At 59.6% G+C, this 16,733-nt stretch carries 14 protein-coding genes and 1 pseudogene; 6 read left to right on the top strand and 9 right to left on the bottom strand.

What is annotated here, in order from left to right:
* Positions 1-385 precede the first annotated feature (385 nt).
* From ACLV74_RS18160 to ACLV74_RS18170, 3 genes and pseudogenes are all read left to right on the top strand, one after another.
* Positions 386-1,366, top strand: a complete 981-nt coding sequence (locus ACLV74_RS18160; RefSeq protein ID WP_411880809.1) for a GSU2403 family nucleotidyltransferase fold protein — start codon at positions 386-388, stop codon at positions 1,364-1,366.
* A complete protein-coding gene (locus ACLV74_RS18165) occupies positions 1,366-2,307 on the top strand; it encodes a GSU2403 family nucleotidyltransferase fold protein (RefSeq protein ID WP_411880810.1) in 942 nt (313 codons plus the stop codon). Before ACLV74_RS18160 ends, ACLV74_RS18165 begins: the two co-directional genes overlap by 1 nt.
* Positions 2,308-2,322: 15 nt before the next feature.
* Positions 2,323-2,577, top strand: a pseudogene (locus ACLV74_RS18170) (hypothetical protein); the annotation flags it as partial.
* A gap of 319 nt (positions 2,578-2,896) precedes the next feature.
* On the opposite strand, the gene ACLV74_RS18175 reads toward ACLV74_RS18170, so the two are convergent.
* The 8 genes from ACLV74_RS18175 to ACLV74_RS18210 all read right to left on the bottom strand — a co-directional run bounded on the left by ACLV74_RS18175 (position 2,897) and on the right by ACLV74_RS18210 (position 11,523).
* The gene (locus tag ACLV74_RS18175) at positions 2,897-4,024 is read right to left on the bottom strand and encodes a mannitol dehydrogenase family protein (protein WP_411880811.1); all 1,128 of its coding nucleotides are present in this window, start codon (positions 4,022-4,024) and stop codon (positions 2,897-2,899) included.
* 13 nt (positions 4,025-4,037) lie between these two features.
* Complete coding sequence (locus ACLV74_RS18180; RefSeq protein ID WP_411880812.1) at positions 4,038-5,048, bottom strand: zinc-binding alcohol dehydrogenase family protein; 1,011 nt, start codon at positions 5,046-5,048, stop codon at positions 4,038-4,040.
* A 39-nt stretch (positions 5,049-5,087) separates the two neighbouring features.
* Positions 5,088-5,924, bottom strand: a complete 837-nt coding sequence (locus ACLV74_RS18185) for an amidohydrolase family protein (RefSeq protein WP_411880813.1) — start codon at positions 5,922-5,924, stop codon at positions 5,088-5,090.
* Between the two features lie 7 nt (positions 5,925-5,931).
* Entirely contained in the window at positions 5,932-6,939 is a 1,008-nt protein-coding gene (locus tag ACLV74_RS18190; protein ID WP_411880814.1) for an aldo/keto reductase, read from the bottom strand.
* Between the two features lie 51 nt (positions 6,940-6,990).
* Complete coding sequence (locus ACLV74_RS18195) at positions 6,991-7,935, bottom strand: ABC transporter substrate-binding protein (RefSeq protein WP_411880815.1); 945 nt, start codon at positions 7,933-7,935, stop codon at positions 6,991-6,993.
* Between the two features lie 69 nt (positions 7,936-8,004).
* Complete coding sequence (locus ACLV74_RS18200) at positions 8,005-8,988, bottom strand: ABC transporter permease (RefSeq protein ID WP_411880816.1); 984 nt, start codon at positions 8,986-8,988, stop codon at positions 8,005-8,007.
* A gap of 30 nt (positions 8,989-9,018) precedes the next feature.
* Positions 9,019-10,569 (bottom strand): sugar ABC transporter ATP-binding protein, encoded by a 1,551-nt coding sequence (locus ACLV74_RS18205; protein WP_411880817.1) that lies wholly within the window; start codon positions 10,567-10,569, stop codon positions 9,019-9,021.
* Between the two features lie 243 nt (positions 10,570-10,812).
* Positions 10,813-11,523 carry a FadR/GntR family transcriptional regulator gene (locus ACLV74_RS18210; RefSeq protein WP_411880818.1) on the bottom strand — a complete coding sequence of 237 codons (711 nt, stop codon included), beginning with the start codon at positions 11,521-11,523 and terminating at the stop codon, positions 10,813-10,815.
* A 571-nt stretch (positions 11,524-12,094) separates the two neighbouring features.
* Between ACLV74_RS18210 and ACLV74_RS18215 the strand changes: the two genes are divergently transcribed.
* Complete coding sequence (locus ACLV74_RS18215; protein WP_411880819.1) at positions 12,095-13,696, top strand: ABC transporter substrate-binding protein; 1,602 nt, start codon at positions 12,095-12,097, stop codon at positions 13,694-13,696.
* 12 nt (positions 13,697-13,708) lie between these two features.
* Here ACLV74_RS18215 and ACLV74_RS18220 read toward each other — a convergent pair whose 3' ends face one another.
* A complete protein-coding gene (locus ACLV74_RS18220) occupies positions 13,709-14,620 on the bottom strand; it encodes a LysR family transcriptional regulator (protein ID WP_411880820.1) in 912 nt (303 codons plus the stop codon).
* Positions 14,621-14,740: 120 nt separating this feature from the next.
* On the opposite strand from ACLV74_RS18220, the gene ACLV74_RS18225 reads away from it, so the two are divergent.
* Both ACLV74_RS18225 and ACLV74_RS18230 read left to right on the top strand, forming a co-directional pair.
* Positions 14,741-15,709, top strand: a complete 969-nt coding sequence (locus ACLV74_RS18225) for an ABC transporter permease (protein ID WP_411880821.1) — start codon at positions 14,741-14,743, stop codon at positions 15,707-15,709.
* Positions 15,710-15,853: 144 nt separating this feature from the next.
* The gene (locus ACLV74_RS18230) at positions 15,854-16,732 is read left to right on the top strand and encodes an ABC transporter permease (protein WP_411880822.1); all 879 of its coding nucleotides are present in this window, start codon (positions 15,854-15,856) and stop codon (positions 16,730-16,732) included.
* The last annotated feature ends 1 nt before the right edge of the window (position 16,733 follow it).

Genomic DNA, 16,733 nt, shown 5'->3' on the forward strand with positions numbered 1-16,733 from the left:
TTCCATAAGTCGTGGCGCAACGGGTACCGGCACAGGACATGAATGCGTCTGTTGCAAAGCCCGACAGACCTTATTCCCGCGGAACACAATGCTGCCTCGGCGAAGCCGCCAGGCTTATTGATTTGGGCGGGGAACTCATATTGCGAGGTGATGTGATGTGGTCACCACACGCCCTCGTAATCTTGCCAAGTCTGTGACCGTCGAATGACGGTCCCCGGTGCGCGCCGGCACCCTGCAGAACTTGAGGGTCTTTAGGTATTTGCACCAATTTATTAAATTCAAGAAAATTGGTGTAAAAAAGACTTTTTGATTTTTGAATCAATATAAGTCATTGAAATTAAACAGTTTGCACCAATAATATGTAAATGAAAAATTTGGTGCAATTATGAAAATTCCGCGCATTCCGGCAGCCGCAGCCAAGCAGGTCGTGGATTCAGTGCGTGTATACCGGCAGTACATGCGCTTGCTGGATGAATTGAAGGAAGTTGAAGGCAGCATGCTCTGGAAACAGGCGGGTGCCTACGAATATCTGGCGCGGAAGGTAAAGGGCAAGTTTTCTTATCTGGGGCCGCGTAACGCGCAGACAGAGGCGCAGTACACGGCCTTCGCCCAGAGAAAATCAAAACTCTCGGAGCGCGCACGGGCACTCAAGCAATCGGTACTGACATGCCAGCGAATGAACAAAGCTGTGCGCGCCGGGTCGGTTCCCACACCTGTGATCAATGCCCTTGGCGCATTGGAAGACGCCGGACTTTCCCGCCAATGCGTGGTGTTGGGTGCGCCCGCGCTTTACGCCTACAGTCAAATTTCCGGCGTTCAACTGGAAAGCGCAATTGCAGAAGGCATGAACGATGTGCTCACTGACGCCAGGACCCACCTCGTCCTGATGCTGGAGAAAGGCGATACAAGTTCAGCCAAAGTTATCGCACAACTCCGCAAGGGCGCAGAAGCGGATGTACAAATCGACCCCGTAGGTACGGGCCAACACACGTGGCTGGCACTTGAGTTGAAATGGGCGGAGGATGTGCCTTCACGCCCGGCGAGTGACGGCTACTGGTTAGCGCTGGCTCCTTACCTGATTCCCATTCTGGAAAAATCCCCCCGATTCGAACAAGTCGTCATCGGCAAGACCGGCAAGATGGCGACCATGTCCACCGTCGATCCGCTGTTTTTTGCGGCACTCAACACGGCGATCGACCATGCAAATACGCAAGCCTCGGGGACGTCTTTTGCAGCGCACATTTCGGCAAAACTGGTCGAATCCATGATCACCGCGTACCTCGTCGAACCGAAGATGGACCCGGCAACATGCAGCGAAGCGGTGAGCACCATCGCGCGTCGCACAGACAACTTCAAGGAGATGTGATGCCGTACACCGACATGGACGAATCCACGCTTGAACATATCCGGGATGCCACCACGTCCTATCTCCAGCTTCGAGATGCCAAGGCCGCGACGGCAGGCAGGAATTTCCGGCTGGAGTGGGTCGAAACTAGCGGCGTCTCTCGTCTGCATAAGTACGGGCAAAGCGGGGAATTGATCAAGGACCTGGGTCCCAGAAACGACGTGTTGAGCGGGATAAAAGAAAAATTTGACCTGGGTGCTGCTAACCAACGCGAGTTGCTTGATCGGTCGGAGCAGGCGGTGCGCATCGCAACAGGCTTGAACGTAGCCCGCGGTATGGGCCGAGTCCCCACCATCGCCGTGAAGATCCTGGATGTGTTGTGGCAAAGGCAGCTCATGGCGTACTACCTGGTGATCGGCACCTACGCGATGTACGCCTATGAGGCGGCAGCAGGCGTGGTGTTTGATGAGCCAACCATGGCCACCAACGACGTTGACCTGCTCTACAACGTCGACAAGAAAATGAAATTCGCCGAACTCGTCAAGGATAAAACCACCATGCTGGAGGTTTTGCAGGAAGCCGATCCCACATTCGAGCGGGACGAGGAACAAAAAGAGTCCGCGAAAAACAGGGATTCTTTCGCTGTGGACCTGTTGCGCCAGGAAGCGTTTGAACGGTTTGGCGATGCATTCTCGATTTCAGGAATCGATGGCGACTTGTACCCCGTGCAGGCAAAAAGGGCCAAGCACTTATTGAGCGCACCGGTATTTGAACAGGTGGTTGTAGGAGTCGATGGCTCCATGACCCTGATGAAAACCATCGATCCCAAAACGTTTGCAGGCTTCAAAGGGTGGATGGCAAACCTGCCGGACAGGGAGCCGCTCAAGAAAATCCGCGACAAATTGCAGAGTGAAGCGATTCACGCATTGCTTGTAGAAGGGCGCCTGCAGTCGAAGATCTAGCCAGGGGCTTCAAGCCGAGCCCGCGGCGGCGTCCTCTACGTGCTGGCAGACGCCGACAGCCACATCGAAAGCAGCGAAGGCCTGCACGTGATCCGTATGTCCGAACACTACGGCGTACTCAGCCCGCTGCTGCACGTGGTGCCGCTGCAGCTGCTGGCGTATCACACGGCTGTGGCGCGAGGCTTGGGGGACGCCCACTTCGCGAAGCGAAGTTATGCGGCCACACAAACCTCTCTCCGCAACCTGGCTAAATCCGTCACTGTCGAGTGACGGATTTGCGCGGCATGAAATGCCGCGCGTCGCAGTCCCCAGGTTTCCTGGTTTGGGGAGCACTCATATCAGGAAGCCATGTCCTTTGGTCTGGCGGGTACTGGTGACGCGGATGGCAAAGGTTTCGAACGGTTTAAAGTCAAACGGATAAATCTCCCGTGGGGGAAATGGTCCACCCGGCGGGTTTCGTTGTATGGCGAACCGGTGGCGACGTTCATGACCGGGAATGGCGGGCGCCTGTTACGCCTGTCAACGTGACGCGAACCCACCAGCCCGGTCAATCAGGCAGTCAGGTCCACCAGGTCCACTTCCTTGTGGCTCAAGCGGTCGTCGAAGAACCCAAAGCCCGCTTGAGCTGTGTCTGGGCGATGGCAAGCCCGGATTCCCGGGCGCGGTCGACGACCGGCGCCAGGCGGCGCAATTTTTTCTGGGCATGGTCCTTGGCGATGTCGGCCAGGCGGTGCTCAAGAAAAGGGTTCAGCAGCCGGTCCCGCAATTCCTCCAGGTAGATCCGGGCCTCAGGGCCCGTCCCTTCTTTTTCAAACACCGGAAGGACCTCGTCGATCCACACGGCTTCCAGCGGCGTGCGCATCGCCGGGGTGCGCATGGCTTGCACCACCGTCATGTCAGCCGGCCCCTGCAGTGTCTGCCAGAGTTCGGCAAGCACCGTGTGCCCCAGATTCAACAGCCAGAGCTTGCGTTGCTCGAAGCCCGCGAGCGCGTCGGTGACCACCATGGCGGCATGGGTGCAGGGCAGGACCATGCGGGGCGTGCGTTCGATGGCCCACAGCGCATAGGGTTCCGCCACCGCACCGGCGGGCTCAAGCGGAGAAGACACAATGCGGTCGACGAGCGAGTTGACCCACACGCAATGCGCCTGCACATAGCGCAGAAAGGCAGGCGTAGCGCCCCATTCCCGGGCCAGTGCTGTGACCAGCGTGCGCAGGGTGTCGCCGTTGCGGCTCACCAGCTCGCACGGGTAGAGTGTGAGCGGCGCCTCGGGCTGCGCCTGCCAGCGGTGATGCAAGAGCGCCACCAGCTTGGCCGGGTAGCTGCGGGGTGTGCTGGCGGTTGTACGCAGCAGGTGCGCCGAGTCGCTGTCATCCCGCGCATAGCCCGCGTCTGCGGTGTTGGAGACGATGACCTGCACCGGTCCGGCCATGGCTTCGCGCATCAGCGCCCAGTCGCGGTCGGCATGCCAGACGGTGCGCACGGCGTTCGCCCGTACCGTCTCTTCGACGGGCTGCCCGCGCTGCATGCCGCGCAGCTCCACGCGGTAGCCCTGGGCAAGTGCCGCAGCGCGCGCGCTGCTTTGCGCACTGTTTGTGCTTTGCACCACCGTGATGGCGCCCAGCGCCTGGCCTTGGGCCAGCGCCTGGGACACAAACAGGTCCACATGCGCCTGCAAAAAACGCCCGGTGCCAAACTGCAGAATCGGGGTGCTCACATGTGCCTCGCGCTCAGCATTCAATCAGCGCCTTGACAACGCCCTGTGTCGGGTCGAGCAGCCTGGCAAAGCCTGTGGGCACCTCGGCCAGCGGCATGCGGTGGGTGTTGAGTGCGGCGGTCGGAACCTTCCCCGCGCGCATCGCGTCGAGAACGGTTTCAAAGTCCTCCATGGTTGCATTTCGGCTGCCCAGCAAGGTGGCCTCGCGCTTGTGAAACTCGGGGTCGGAGAACGTGATGCTGTCACGTACCACCGACACCATCACATACTTGCCGCCGTGCGCGATGAACTGGAAGCCGCGCTCCATGGCCCGCGCATTGCCGGTGGCATCAAAAACCACATCATAAAAGTCGCCGTTCGTCAGAGCGCCCAGTTCCGTCTGGTCGTTCGGCCCGATCAGCACGCCGGCGTGCGCCCCCAGGTGTTCCAGGCAAAACGCGACGCGCTCGGGCCGTGTGTCCAGCGCCGTCACCTGGCCGCCGCGAAGGCCGGCAAACAGCAGCGCTGCCATGCCGATGGGACCGGTGCCCACCACCAGCACACGCTGGCCGGGCTGCACATCTGCGCGGCGCACCGCGTGGGCGCCGATCGCCAGAAACTCCACCATGGCGGCCTGGTCCAGCGTCACGCCTTCTGCCTTGCGCACAAATTGGGCCGGGACGGCCAGGTATTCGGTGAAGGCGCCGTCACGGTGAACACCCAGTACCTGGATGTTCACGCAGCAGTTGGTTTTACCCTGGCGGCAAGCCACGCACCGGCCGCACGACAGGTAGGGCATGACAAACACGGCGGCCCCGGGCTGCAGCGTGCTGCCGGGCGGGGCCGCTTCCACCGTGCCGGAAATCTCGTGGCCCATCACGCGCGGGTAGTCCAGGTAGGGCTGGTTGCCGGTGAAGATGTGCAGGTCAGTGCCGCAAACGCCCACACGCCGTATGCGCAGCAGCACCTCGTTGTCGGCGCGGGCGGGTCTGTCCCCTTCGATGGCGCGCAGCACGCCTGGGGTTTCGCAAATAACAGTCAGCATAAAAATCCTTCGGTCAGGCAGGGTTGGTCGAGGTTCACGTCAGTCAAGCTGGTACAGGCGACGGGCATTGCCGCCGAAGATCGCGGCCATGCCTTCGGCGTCCATGCCCGCGTGGGCCTGGCACATGGCGTTGGCCATGCTCCACCAGGCCGCGTAGTCGGCGGCGAGCTCCAGCACCGGCCAATCGCTGCCCCATATCAGGCGCTGTGGGCCAAAGCTGTCGAGCAGGTGCTCGACATACGGGCCGAGTGCGTGGGCAGTGGGCTGGGTGCCAGCCTCCGTCAGCAGCCCGGAGAGCTTGCAGTGGACCTGGGGCAGGGCGGCAAGCGAGCTCATTTCGGTGCGCCAGGGTTCCAGCCGGCCACGCGCAATGTCGGGCTTGGCCGCGTGGTCAATCACGATGGGCAACGCCGGGTGGCGCCCGGCCAGCGCCAGCAACGCGCCCAGATGCCGGGGCAGCACCAGCGCGTCAAACACCAGCGCGTGGTCCTGCATGGCGCGCAAGGCCGGGTCCAGCGCCGGGTTGGTAATCCATTCGGTGTCGGGCAGGTCCTGCAGCATGGGACGCAGGCCCTTGAGCTTGCGGTGACGTGCGAGCTCTGCAATTTGTGCCGGGGCGTCATCGGCCAGCAGGTCCACCCAGCCCACCACGCCCAGCACAAAGTCCGTGTGCCCGGCAATATCGAGCAGGTCATGCGTGTCTGCTACGGTGGGCAGCGATTGCACCAGCACGGTGCCGGTGATCCGGGCCGCGGCCAGCGCCGCCTGCAAATCGGCGGGGCCAAAGTCGCGATGGATGGCGGCCAGCGTGGCTGGCGGCCAGTGCCCGACGCGGTCGGCCAGCTTCCAGAAATGCTGATGGGCATCGATACGCATGGTGGTCTCAGGCGGGCACGGGTGCGGCCGGGTTCAGCAAGCCACGGTCGCGCAGGGCCTGCCACAGGGCGGGAGGAATGTCCTGCGCCAGCCAGGCCACGTTCTGCTGCAGCTGCGCGGCGGTTTCGGCCCCGGTCACGCAGCACACCACGGCAGGGTGCGCCAGCGGAAACTGCAGCGCGGCCGCCTGCAGTGGCACGCTGAATTCCTCGCAGGTTTGCGCCAGCGCCTTCACGCGCGCCACCACTGCGGGCGGGGCTTCGGCGTAGTTGAATTTCGTGTTGCCGGCCAGGATGCCGGAATTGAATGGCCCGGCCGCCACGATGGCGTTGCCGCGGCGCCGGCAGTGGTCAAGCAAGGGCGTCAGGCAGTCCTGCTCAAGCAGGGTGTACCGCCCGGCCAGCATGGTGCAGTCCAGGTCGAATTCCTGCATGCCGTCCATCACCACCCGCCATTCGTTCACACCCAGGCCTACTGCCCTGGTGGCGCCGCTGCCGCGCAATTCGTCCAGCGCTCGAAAGCCGCCGCCGGTCGTCAGTTGCTGCCAATGGTGCGCATGCTGCTCGCCATGGGTGTCGCGCCCGATGTCGTGCACATACAGGATGTCGATGTGGGCCAGGCCCAGACGCTGCAGGCTGTCTTCGAAGGAGCGCATCACGCCGCTGTAGCTGTAGTCGTAAACGGGCCGGAAGGGGTAGGGATTGGCCCAGCCGCCGTCACCCGGCGCCACGCCGGCATCGGGGCGCAGCAGGCGCCCGACCTTGGTGCTGACCACGTACTCGTGGCGCGGCCGCTCTGCCAGCTGGGCACCCAGCCGGTGTTCCGAGCGTGTGTAGCCGTAGTAGGGCGCGGTATCAAAGTAGCGAACGCCCGCTGCCCAGGCACTGCCAAAGACGTCCTCCACCTCGCGTGCGCTGGTGGCGCGGTACAGGCCGCCCATTTGCGAGCAGCCCAGGCCCAGGGCGGTCAGCCGCAGGTTCACGCGGGGAAGTGTTTTCAGATCCGAGGTGTGCATATGCCCGGCCTCCGGCAGGCAGTGCCGGAAGTGTCCTTGGGTTGGAGTGGCTTAGTAGAGAACGTTCTTGGCGGCGGGGCTGTCGATGTTCTTTTTGGTGACCATCAAAACGCCGGTGTCGCGGAAGGCCGGCACCTTCTTGCCGGAGATGATTTCCGCCACGGTCTTCACTCCCAGGCTGCCCATCTCGAAGGCGCTTTGCACGGCGATCGCTTCGATGGTGCCGTCTTTCACAAAGCCTTGCAGGTCGGCGTTGCCGTCAAAGCCGATGGCCACGACCTTGCCGGCCTTGCCGGCTTGTGCCAGCGCGCGGCCCATGCCGATCGCGGTGGGTTCGTTGGCGCCAAAGATGCCCTTCAGGTCAGGGTTGGCCGCCAGCACGTCGGTGGTCTGGTTCAGCGCGGTACCCATCTGTGAGTTGGAATAGAAAGGCCCCACGATCTGCAGCTTGGAGTGCTTCTTGACGTAGTCGGTGAAGCCACCCACGCGGGCGATTTCGGAGCCCGAACCGGCGGTGTAAGACATGATGGCGATCTTGCCGGTGGTGCCCACCTTGTCGATCAGTGTCTTGGCCGACATCTCGCCGGCGGTCTTGTTGTCGGTCGCCAGGAAGGACTGGTAATAGGCCTTGGCGGCGTCGGATGCGGCGGAGTCGATCAGCACGACGGGGATTTTGGCTTCCCACGCTTTTTTGAGTGCGGGGGTCAGGGCGTCCGGGTCCGAGGGGGCGAGCACAATGCCGGCGACTTTGCGGTTGATGGCGTTTTCGACCAGCGCGACCTGGCCCGCAAGGTCTGTGTCGGATGCGCCCCCCTGGAAAGTGGCGGTGTAGCCTTTGAGGCCTCCGATGGCGCTTTCGGAGCCCTTCCTGACGTTTTGCCAGAAGTCGGAGTTGGCGGTCTTGACGATCACGGCAATTTCCTTGTCGGCGGCTGCGGCCATCGACGATGCGACCAGCAGGGTGGAGGCAATCAGGGTGGTGACGAGTTTTTTCATTTCATTCCTCTTGAGTTAGTCTTTACGGAGGTTGTCTCTTGAAGTCCCGGTAAGCCCTGCCGGTAGGGATCACTTGCGATGGCGCATCTGGTCAATCCATACGGCAAGCAGGATGACGACGCCAATCAGAATTTGTTGGGTGAAAGCCGAGACTCCGGCCATGTTCAGGCCGTTGCGCAGGATGCCGATCACAAACGCGCCGATCACGGTGCCCGAAACGGTGCCCACACCGCCGGTGAGCGACGTGCCGCCGATCACTGCGGCGGCAATTGCGTCCAGCTCGTACATCAGGCCCTCGCTGGGCTGCGCCGTCACGAGGCGCGACATCAGGACACAGCCGGTCAGCCCGGCCAGCAAGCCCGAGAGCACATAGGCAAACAGGGTCACACCTTTGACGTTCACCCCCGAAAGCCGGGCGGCCTCCATGTTCGAGCCGATGGCATAGAGGTGTCGCCCCAGCGTCGCGCGGTTCAGCAAAATGGACACCGCGACGGCCAGCACGACCATCAGCACCACGGGATAAGGGATGCCGACAAAGGTGACATCGGGAAAGCCGTCAGCCCCCACCTTGGCAATCCGGAACAGGGTGCCGTTGCCCAGCTCGCCAAAGCTGTCGCCCAGCCCGCCAATGGCGCGCGCATCGGTGATCTGCAACGCCACGCCGCGTGCCACCAGCATCATGCCCAGCGTGGCAATGAAGGGCGGCAGCTTGAGCACCGTGACGCAAAGGCCGTTGATGAGGCCGCACAGGCCGCCCACCAGAATTCCGCCCAACATGCCGAGTGGAACAGGCACGCCGGCCTTCACCAGCATCGCGGCCACCACACCGGCCAGCGCCAGAATGGCTCCCACGGACAGGTCGATGCCCCCGGTGATGATCACGCAGGTGGCGGCAATGCCCAGGTAGGCAATCGAGGTCACCTGCAGGGCCACGGTCATGCCATTGCCCACACTGAAAAACGCATTGCTGGTGAAGGAAAAAATCACGATCAGGCCGAGCAAACTTGCCAGCGCCGCAAATTTCTGGAACAGGTCTTTTTGTTGTTCAGTCATAGGTCTATTCGGAAAAATTCAAAAGGAATGTCAGAAAGCAGGCGGCACGCTGCGGCCGGAGGCGTAATGCATGACGTCCTCCTGGCTGGTCTCGCGGGTGTTGCGCACGGTTACCAGCCGGCCTTCATGAAAGACCGCGACGCGGTCGGTCATGCCCATGATTTCGGGGAGTTCGGAGCTGATCATCACCACGCCGATGCCCTCGCTCGCCAGGCGGTCCAGCAGCTGGTAAATCGCGTACTTGGCACCCACGTCAATGCCGCGTGTGGGTTCGTCAAAAAAGAGCACGCGCGATTCGCGGAACAGCCATTTGCCGATCACCAGCTTTTGCTGGTTGCCGCCCGACAGCAGGCGCACGACCTGGTCACTACCGGGCGTGCGGATGTCCAGCGCGTCGATGTAGTGGCGCGCAGCCTCCTGCTCTTTCGCAAACCGGATCATCCCTGCCGCGTTCGACACCGCGTCCATGTGGGCCAGCGTGACGTTCTGTGCCACCGTCATCTTCAGCGCCAGGCCGTCGTGCTTGCGGTCTTCCGACAGGTAGGCCAGACCGTGCCGCACGGCGTCGCGCGGCGATTTGATCGCCAGCAGCTGGTCACCGAGGAACACCTGGCCCGCGTCGATGGCATCGGCACCAAAGATGGCACGCGCCACTTCGGTGCGGCCTGCGCCCATCAGCCCTGCGAAACCCAGAATCTCGCCACGGCGCAGTTCGAAGTTCACGTCGTGAAACACCCCCTGGCGCGTCAGGCCCTGCACGCGCAACAGCACCTCGGTGGTGGGCACGGACCGGCGCGCGGGAAACACATCGTCCAGCGAACGACCCACCATCTTCGCTACGATCCGCTCCACGCTGGTATCGGCAAAACAGTCGGTGCTGACATAGCGGCCATCGCGCAGCACCGTCACACGATCCACGATTTGCGCCAGCTCGTCGAGCCGGTGCGAGATGTAGACGATGCCCACGCCTGCATGTTTGAGCTCGTGGATGATGGCAAACAGTTTTTCGGTTTCCGACTCGGTGAGCGACGAAGTCGGCTCGTCCATGATCAGCACCTGCGCGTTGAGCGAGAGTGCCTTGGCAATCTCCACCATTTGCTGCTGCGCCACCGACAGGGTCTTGACCATGGCGTCAGGCGAAATATTCACGCCCAGCCGGGTCAGGCATTGCTGGGCATTGCGGCGCAGCGCGGTGCGGTCGATCAGCCAGCCCTTTCGCGGCTCGCGCGCCAGAAAGATGTTTTCAGCCACCGAGAGGTGGGGCACCAGGTTCAATTCCTGGTGGATGATGGCAATGCCTGCGGCCTCGGACTCGGCGGTGGACTGGAACCGGCAAGCCTCACCGCAGTAGTGCAAGGCGCCGGCGTCGGGCTGGTACTGGCCGCTGATCACCTTCATCAGGGTGGATTTGCCCGCGCCGTTCTCGCCGCACACCGCATGCACTTCGCCGCGCCGGATCTCCAGGCTCACATCGTCCAGCGCAAGCACGCCGGGGAAGCGTTTGGTAATGCCCTCCAGACGCAACAGCACGTCTGCGGCCGCCTCCGGGCGGGTGGCTTGGGGACGGACGGGATCGGACACGGAAGGCAGCAATGCAAACTCCTGTGAGCGCTCAAGGGCTGGGCAGGAGCTTGTTTTGCAGTCTGCAAATTGGTAAGGCCACCTGACCCGAAAGTCGGTATTTGGCCTTACCGGGACAGGCCTGCGTATTGGTAATTACCCCCGATTCGCTATGCAATACCGAGAATCAACCGCCATAAAGCCCGGTACGCGGGCATTGCGCGCAGTCTCGCCGCGGCGGCGTGCCTGCGCGTCGGGTTCAACTCATGACCATTCGCTGCGGTTGTTCTCCACCCAGCGCTGTTCCGAGGCCTGCAGGTGCATGCGTACGGCGGTTTGCGCCGCCAGCACATCGCGGTTTTCCAGTGCGCGCAGGATGGCCTCGTGCTCTTGCAGCGCGGCGGCCCACGTCTGGCCCGATTCGGAATGCGCACGCAACCGCGCTGAAATGGGGCTGTGCCGCCCGTCAAACAGCTCGCCGATCAGGCGCTCCAGCACGGCGTTGCCGGTCATGGCCGCAATGGCGAGGTGAAATTGCCGGTCAAACGCCAGTGGGGAGCGGTTCTGCCCCATGGCGGCCAGCATGTTGTCCAGGATATGGCGCAGCGCCACCAGCGCGGCGGGTGTGACTTTGGCGCATGCCAGCAGCACCACGGTGCCCTCAATGGCGGCGCGGGCCTGCATCAGCTCGATCGGGCTTTCCCCCAGGGTGGGCAGCGCCTGCGGCTTGCGCTGCGCCACACTGCACACATACACGCCGGCGCCCATGCGCACTTCAACGCTGCCCTCAATCTCCAGCGCGATCAGCGCCTCGCGGACTGAGGGGCGCGAGACGCCCAGCTGCTGGGCGAGATCCCGTTCGGGGGGCAGGCGCGCGCCGGGTGCGTAGTTGCCCTTGTCGATGAAGGTGCGTATCTGGTCGGCAATTTGTTGGTACAACCGGCGGTTGTCGAGCTGTTTGAGTTGCTCCAGCATGGGATCCTCCGCTTGGGCTGCGGTTAGTGAGGGCCGGCGGGGCGCCGGGTTAAAGGCCCTCGTGTCAGGCCAATTTTGCATGGTTTCCACATTGGCCTTGCCAATTGGGCCCAATTCGCGCTATTGCTGCTGTGCACACATCACCGTTCAACCGCTTTCCACCATGGCTCGCGGGACCCGCAACTTTGCGGTTCAGGGCGTTACCGAGGTTGGCAAAGTGCGTGCGTAGCTTCATCGTCCTGGCCTACTTTGCAAGGTCCTCACGGTGGTGGGAATCCCCCTGATGCATACACCTGCCCGCCCCTGGTTGACCGGTATCGCTAGCGCTCCAGCCACCTGAAAGGCCTTGGCCAATTCCGTGGGCCGCTGCAGCTTTGCCGATGCGCATCCGGGATATGGACGCCCTGCCTGTTACAGATCCCGACAGACCTTATTCCGCGGCGGCAATCATTTGCGCCAACTTGGACGAGTTGCGTTTTCCAGAAAGGAATACCACAGGGAATATTTAGCGTTTGAATGCTTCAGGTTGTATCGACAGACTCAAGGTTCTCATAACTATTAGGAGGTTTTCATGAAATCAGCTGTAGTCAAGGTACTCACCCGAGCTCTTCCGCTTGCCATCGCGATCTGGGGCACTACGCCATTTCTCGCTAATGCGGCCCCTCTGTCCATTGGATTGGCCGCGGATGTCACGTCGATGGATCCCCACTTCCACCTGTATGTGCCTAATCAAAATATTGCTGATCACGTTTATGACCGACTAATCATCCGCGATGACAAGTTGGCAATGACGCCCGGCCTGGCGTTGTCGTGGAAGGCGATTGACGAACTCACATGGGAATTAAAACTTAGGGGAAACGTCAAATTTCACGACGGATCGCCCTTCACCTCTGAGGACGTGAAGTTCACCTTGGAGCGGGTGCCCACTGTCAAAGATAGCCCTGGTCTTTTTACGACTTACACCCGTGCATTTGCATCGGTCGAGGCCGTAGATCCGTTGACGGTTCGTATCAAAACGACGAAGCCGCATCCCCTCGCTCCGAACGATCTGGCAATCATTCCGATCATCAGCAAAAAGGCCGCCACCGGCGCGACAACTGCAGACTTCAACAGTGGCAAGGCCGCAATCGGGACGGGGCCTTACAAGTTGACTCGATTTGCTCGAGGTGATCGCATTGAACTTGCGCGAAACGATGCTTACTGGGGCGTCAAACCCAGCTGGGAAACAGTGACCTTCCGGATTATGACTAATGACGCAAGTCGAGTATCCGCTTTGCTTTCGGGGGACGTGCAGGCAATTGACAGCGTGCCTGTGGCAGACATGTCCCGAATCAAAAAAGAGCCATCGCTTCAAACTGTGGCGAGGACCGGCTATCGATTGATCTATCTGGCGGTTAACCAAAGTGAAGGTGCCAGCGTGCATTTTTCAGATAAGAAGGGTGCGCCACTGAATGTTAATCCGCTGCGTGACCTGAAAGTTCGTCGTGCAATCGATAAAGCCATTTCGCGTGAGTCGCTTCTCGGACGCGTGATGGATGGGGCTGCGACCACTACGGGACAGCTGATCAACTCTGGTCTGCCTGGCTACATATCGGATCTGCCAACTTCCAAATATGACCCGGAGGGCGCTCGAAAACTGCTGGCCGAAGCAGGCTATCCTGACGGCTTCAACATGACGCTGAGTGGCCCAAACAATCGCTATTTGATGGACGATCAACTTCTTCAAGCCATCGCCCAGATGCTTGCACGAGTAGGCATTACTGCCAAAGTCGAAGCGATGCCTGCGGCTACGTTCTTCCCGAAAAACAACAAAGGCGAATTCGCGCTGTCTCTAGTTGGGTGGGCCCCCGATTCTGCCGAGGCATCTTCTCCGTTGAGGGCATTGATTGCTTCCAAAGACCCAGCCAAGGGCTACGGAAACTTCAACGTGGGATATTCCAACAAAACCGTCGATGAGTTGATCGACCGTGCGATGGTTACCATCGTAGATTCGAGCCGCGAGAAGCTCTTGCAACAAGCAACCAGGATGGCGATGGATGATGTTGCGGTAATTCCGTTGCACCATCAGGCAACCATCTGGGGCATGAGCCGGACCGTCGCCTATCCCGGACGGGCAGATGAACGCACTTACGCGTTCCGCTTTACACCAAACGCCGTCGCTTCGAAACCCTAACTTCGGCGGCTTTCAAGAAGGCAAACCCAGCACTTCCCGCTGGGTTTGCTTCGCTTCTTCTACTAGCCATGAGCGAAGCGCTGCGACTGACTTCAACTCTGCTTGATGTTCCGGCACAACAAAGAAATAGCCGAATTTACTTTTAATACCTATCGATAGCGGGTTAACCAATTTTCCGCCTGCGAGTTCCGACGTTATCCAGATCCGCGGGACGAGCGCTAGACCTAGCCCGCCTACAGCTGCACGTATGAGGATATTGTAAAACTCATACATAGATGCCTGCGGCGCTTGCCCAAGTTTCGCCGAGGTGGCTAACTGAGGGATGGACTCGCTAAGTTCATCCCAGGCGTGGGGTACTTGAAAGTGTTGGAGCCAAGGAAATCTGATGATGTCCGCGGGCGTTGAAAGACCGCCCTTCCGTTCAAGCAGCTCCGGACTACCTACAAGGAGCATTTCCCGCCCAAAAAGGTAGTCGGCAACATAGCCCGGCCAAATTCCAGCGCCAATACGGAAATCACCATCAAGCTTTAGTTGTTTTTGTCCATCGCTGGAGAGCATGGGTGTGAATACAACTTCGATATCCGGATGTGCTCGAGCGAATTTTGGAAAGCGGTCCATGAGCCACCTTTCGCCTAATGTGGCGAACACATGCAGCGTCAGTTTGGTTACCCCTCCGCAATCCATCACATTCTCCGTTGCCTTTTCTAGGGATGTCAGCAATGGTGATATTTCACGATAGAAGGATTCACCGATAGGGGTAAGCATCAGCCCGCGATTGCCTCGCATGAACATTGCTCTCCCAAGCTGATCTTCGAGCGCTTTTATCTGTTTGCTTACTGCACTTTGCGTCAGAAATAGTTCCTCTGCAGCACGTGTAAACGACAGATATCTTGCGGTGGCTTCGAATACGCGAAGCATTGTCATGGACGGCAATGTGACTTTAGAGCGCGCCATCAGTGGGCATGAGTAAACAGCATGGTGCGACAACTATATGTCGTTCGACATTCCGTCGTCAATCCGAATAATCCTCCACAAGGAGACAAAATGCTATTTTCATTCTTAATAAAAAGAACACTTCAGGCCATAGTCGTCTTGTTCGTCATGTCGGTACTCGTCTTTGCCGGGGTGTATGCAATTGGCAATCCAGCAGAGATTCTTGTCAGCCCCAATGCAAGTGATGTGGAGAAGCTTGAAACTATCTCCCGACTAGGTCTTGATAAGCCTCTGCATATCCAGTACTTCAAGTTCGTTGGGAATGCGCTGCAAGGAGATCTAGGACAAAGCTTCGCATACGGCAGTTCCGCAATCGATTTGATCCTGGAGCGCCTTCCTGCGACCATGGAGCTGGCGTTCGGCGCGATGATCATTGCATTGGTGCTGGGCTTGCCTCTGGGATTATGGGCAGGCCTTCACCCCGAATCACCCAGCTCCCGGCTGGTCATGGGTTCGTCAATTGTTGGGTTTTCGCTCCCAACATTCTGGGTGGGTTTGGTTCTGATCATGCTGTTCTCCGTCCAGCTTGGTTTCTTGCCAAGCGGTGGACGTGGTCCTACGTCCCTACTGTTCGGCATTCCCGTCAGCTTTTTGTCATTCGAAGGTCTGCGGCATCTTGCGCTGCCCGCACTGAATCTCGCGTTATTCAACATCAGCTTGATCATCCGCCTCACTAAAGCTGGTACGCAAGAGGCGATGCTGACGGACTATGTCAAGTTCGCACGGGCTAAAGGATTGTCAAACTCGCGCATCGTTGGCGTCCACGTCCTAAAAAACATCCTTATACCCATCATCACTGTGGTAGCGCTGCAGTTTGGATCGGTGATCGCGTTTGCGATCGTGACGGAGACCATCTTCTCCTGGCCCGGCATGGGAAAGCTGATTATCGATTCGATAAACACGCTTGACCGCCCCGTTGTAGTGGCCTACCTCTTGATCATTGTGACGATGTTTGTGTTTATCAATTTGATTGTGGATCTACTTTATTCCGCCCTAGACCCGAGGGTCCGGCTCGCCTAGACGCTCGCCGCAATCGGAGGAAGCCAAATGAAAAAAATGCCGGCTGATTCCGTTCGACACGATCGCGATGGCGTTTTTGGCGGTCATCTGATTTTCACGGCCGTGCTGACTGCCTAACGCCGCCTTTCTTTACAGGTAAACACCATGTCTGAATCTCTTTACAACCAGATTGTTTCCAAATTTCTGGCCAACAAAGTGGCCATGACCGCATTGGTGGTTTTGTTGCTCCTTTCACTCGGCGCTCTATTCGCTCCATTCATCGCTCCTCAAAACCCCTATGACCTGGCGGCATTGAGTCTTGAGGATTCGCGCCTGGCACCGGCCTCTAGAGGCGCTACAAACTTCTGGTATGTCTTGGGGACAGATGACCAGGGTCGAGACATGCTGTCTGCCATTCTCTTCGGACTGCGTACGAGTCTGTGGATAGGCGTTACATCCACAGTCATTGCCCTCTTTTTGGGAGGAATTCTTGGACTTCTGGCTGGCTATCACGGAGGAAAGGTCGATGCCTTGATCATGCGGGTTGCTGATCTGCAGCTCTCATTTCCCGCCATTCTGATCGCGCTAATTTTATTGGCTGTATTGGGGCAAGGCGCCGAAAAAATTCTCACCGCACTTGTAGCTGTGCAATGGGCGTTTTACGCGCGAACGGCGAGAAGTGCCGCATTGGTGGAGCGAAACAAGGAGTACGTCGAAGCGGCTGTATGCCTGGGCTTCACAACCCGGCAAATTGTTTTCAACCAGGTGTTGCCAAATTGCCTGCCTCCGTTAATCGTCGTTGCGGCGCTCCAAGTCGCCTCCGCGATTTCGCTTGAGGCCACGCTCTCGTTCCTCGGCATAGGACTCCCGATCACCGAGCCTTCGCTTGGGCTGCTTATAGCGAACGGATTTCAATACATGTTGTCGGGCAATTACTGGATAAGTTTCTACCCTGGCATTGCACTACTCCTTACGGTTATGGCCATCAACCTGGTAGCCGACCACTTACGGGATGTATTGAATCCCAAACTCCAAACACTGTAAG

The sequence above is a fragment of the Polaromonas sp. YR568 genome (assembly GCF_943369415.1).
GTDB lineage: Bacteria > Pseudomonadota > Gammaproteobacteria > Burkholderiales > Burkholderiaceae_C > Polaromonas.

What these genes read in the sequence shown, in the direction of transcription:
- ACLV74_RS18160 (WP_411880809.1), top strand. Translation starts at nt 386, where the DNA reads ATGAAAATTCCGCGCATTCCGGCAGCCGCAGCCAAGCAGGTCGTGGAT.
- ACLV74_RS18165 (WP_411880810.1), top strand. Translation starts at nt 1,366, where the DNA reads ATGCCGTACACCGACATGGACGAATCCACGCTTGAACATATCCGGGAT.
- ACLV74_RS18180 (WP_411880812.1), bottom strand. Translation starts at nt 5,048, where the DNA reads ATGCTGACTGTTATTTGCGAAACCCCAGGCGTGCTGCGCGCCATCGAA.
- ACLV74_RS18185 (WP_411880813.1), bottom strand. Translation starts at nt 5,924, where the DNA reads ATGCGTATCGATGCCCATCAGCATTTCTGGAAGCTGGCCGACCGCGTC.
- ACLV74_RS18190 (WP_411880814.1), bottom strand. Translation starts at nt 6,939, where the DNA reads ATGCACACCTCGGATCTGAAAACACTTCCCCGCGTGAACCTGCGGCTG.
- ACLV74_RS18195 (WP_411880815.1), bottom strand. Translation starts at nt 7,935, where the DNA reads ATGAAAAAACTCGTCACCACCCTGATTGCCTCCACCCTGCTGGTCGCA.
- ACLV74_RS18200 (WP_411880816.1), bottom strand. Translation starts at nt 8,988, where the DNA reads ATGACTGAACAACAAAAAGACCTGTTCCAGAAATTTGCGGCGCTGGCA.
- ACLV74_RS18210 (WP_411880818.1), bottom strand. Translation starts at nt 11,523, where the DNA reads ATGCTGGAGCAACTCAAACAGCTCGACAACCGCCGGTTGTACCAACAA.
- ACLV74_RS18215 (WP_411880819.1), top strand. Translation starts at nt 12,095, where the DNA reads ATGAAATCAGCTGTAGTCAAGGTACTCACCCGAGCTCTTCCGCTTGCC.
- ACLV74_RS18220 (WP_411880820.1), bottom strand. Translation starts at nt 14,620, where the DNA reads ATGACAATGCTTCGCGTATTCGAAGCCACCGCAAGATATCTGTCGTTT.
- ACLV74_RS18225 (WP_411880821.1), top strand. Translation starts at nt 14,741, where the DNA reads ATGCTATTTTCATTCTTAATAAAAAGAACACTTCAGGCCATAGTCGTC.
- ACLV74_RS18230 (WP_411880822.1), top strand. Translation starts at nt 15,854, where the DNA reads ATGTCTGAATCTCTTTACAACCAGATTGTTTCCAAATTTCTGGCCAAC.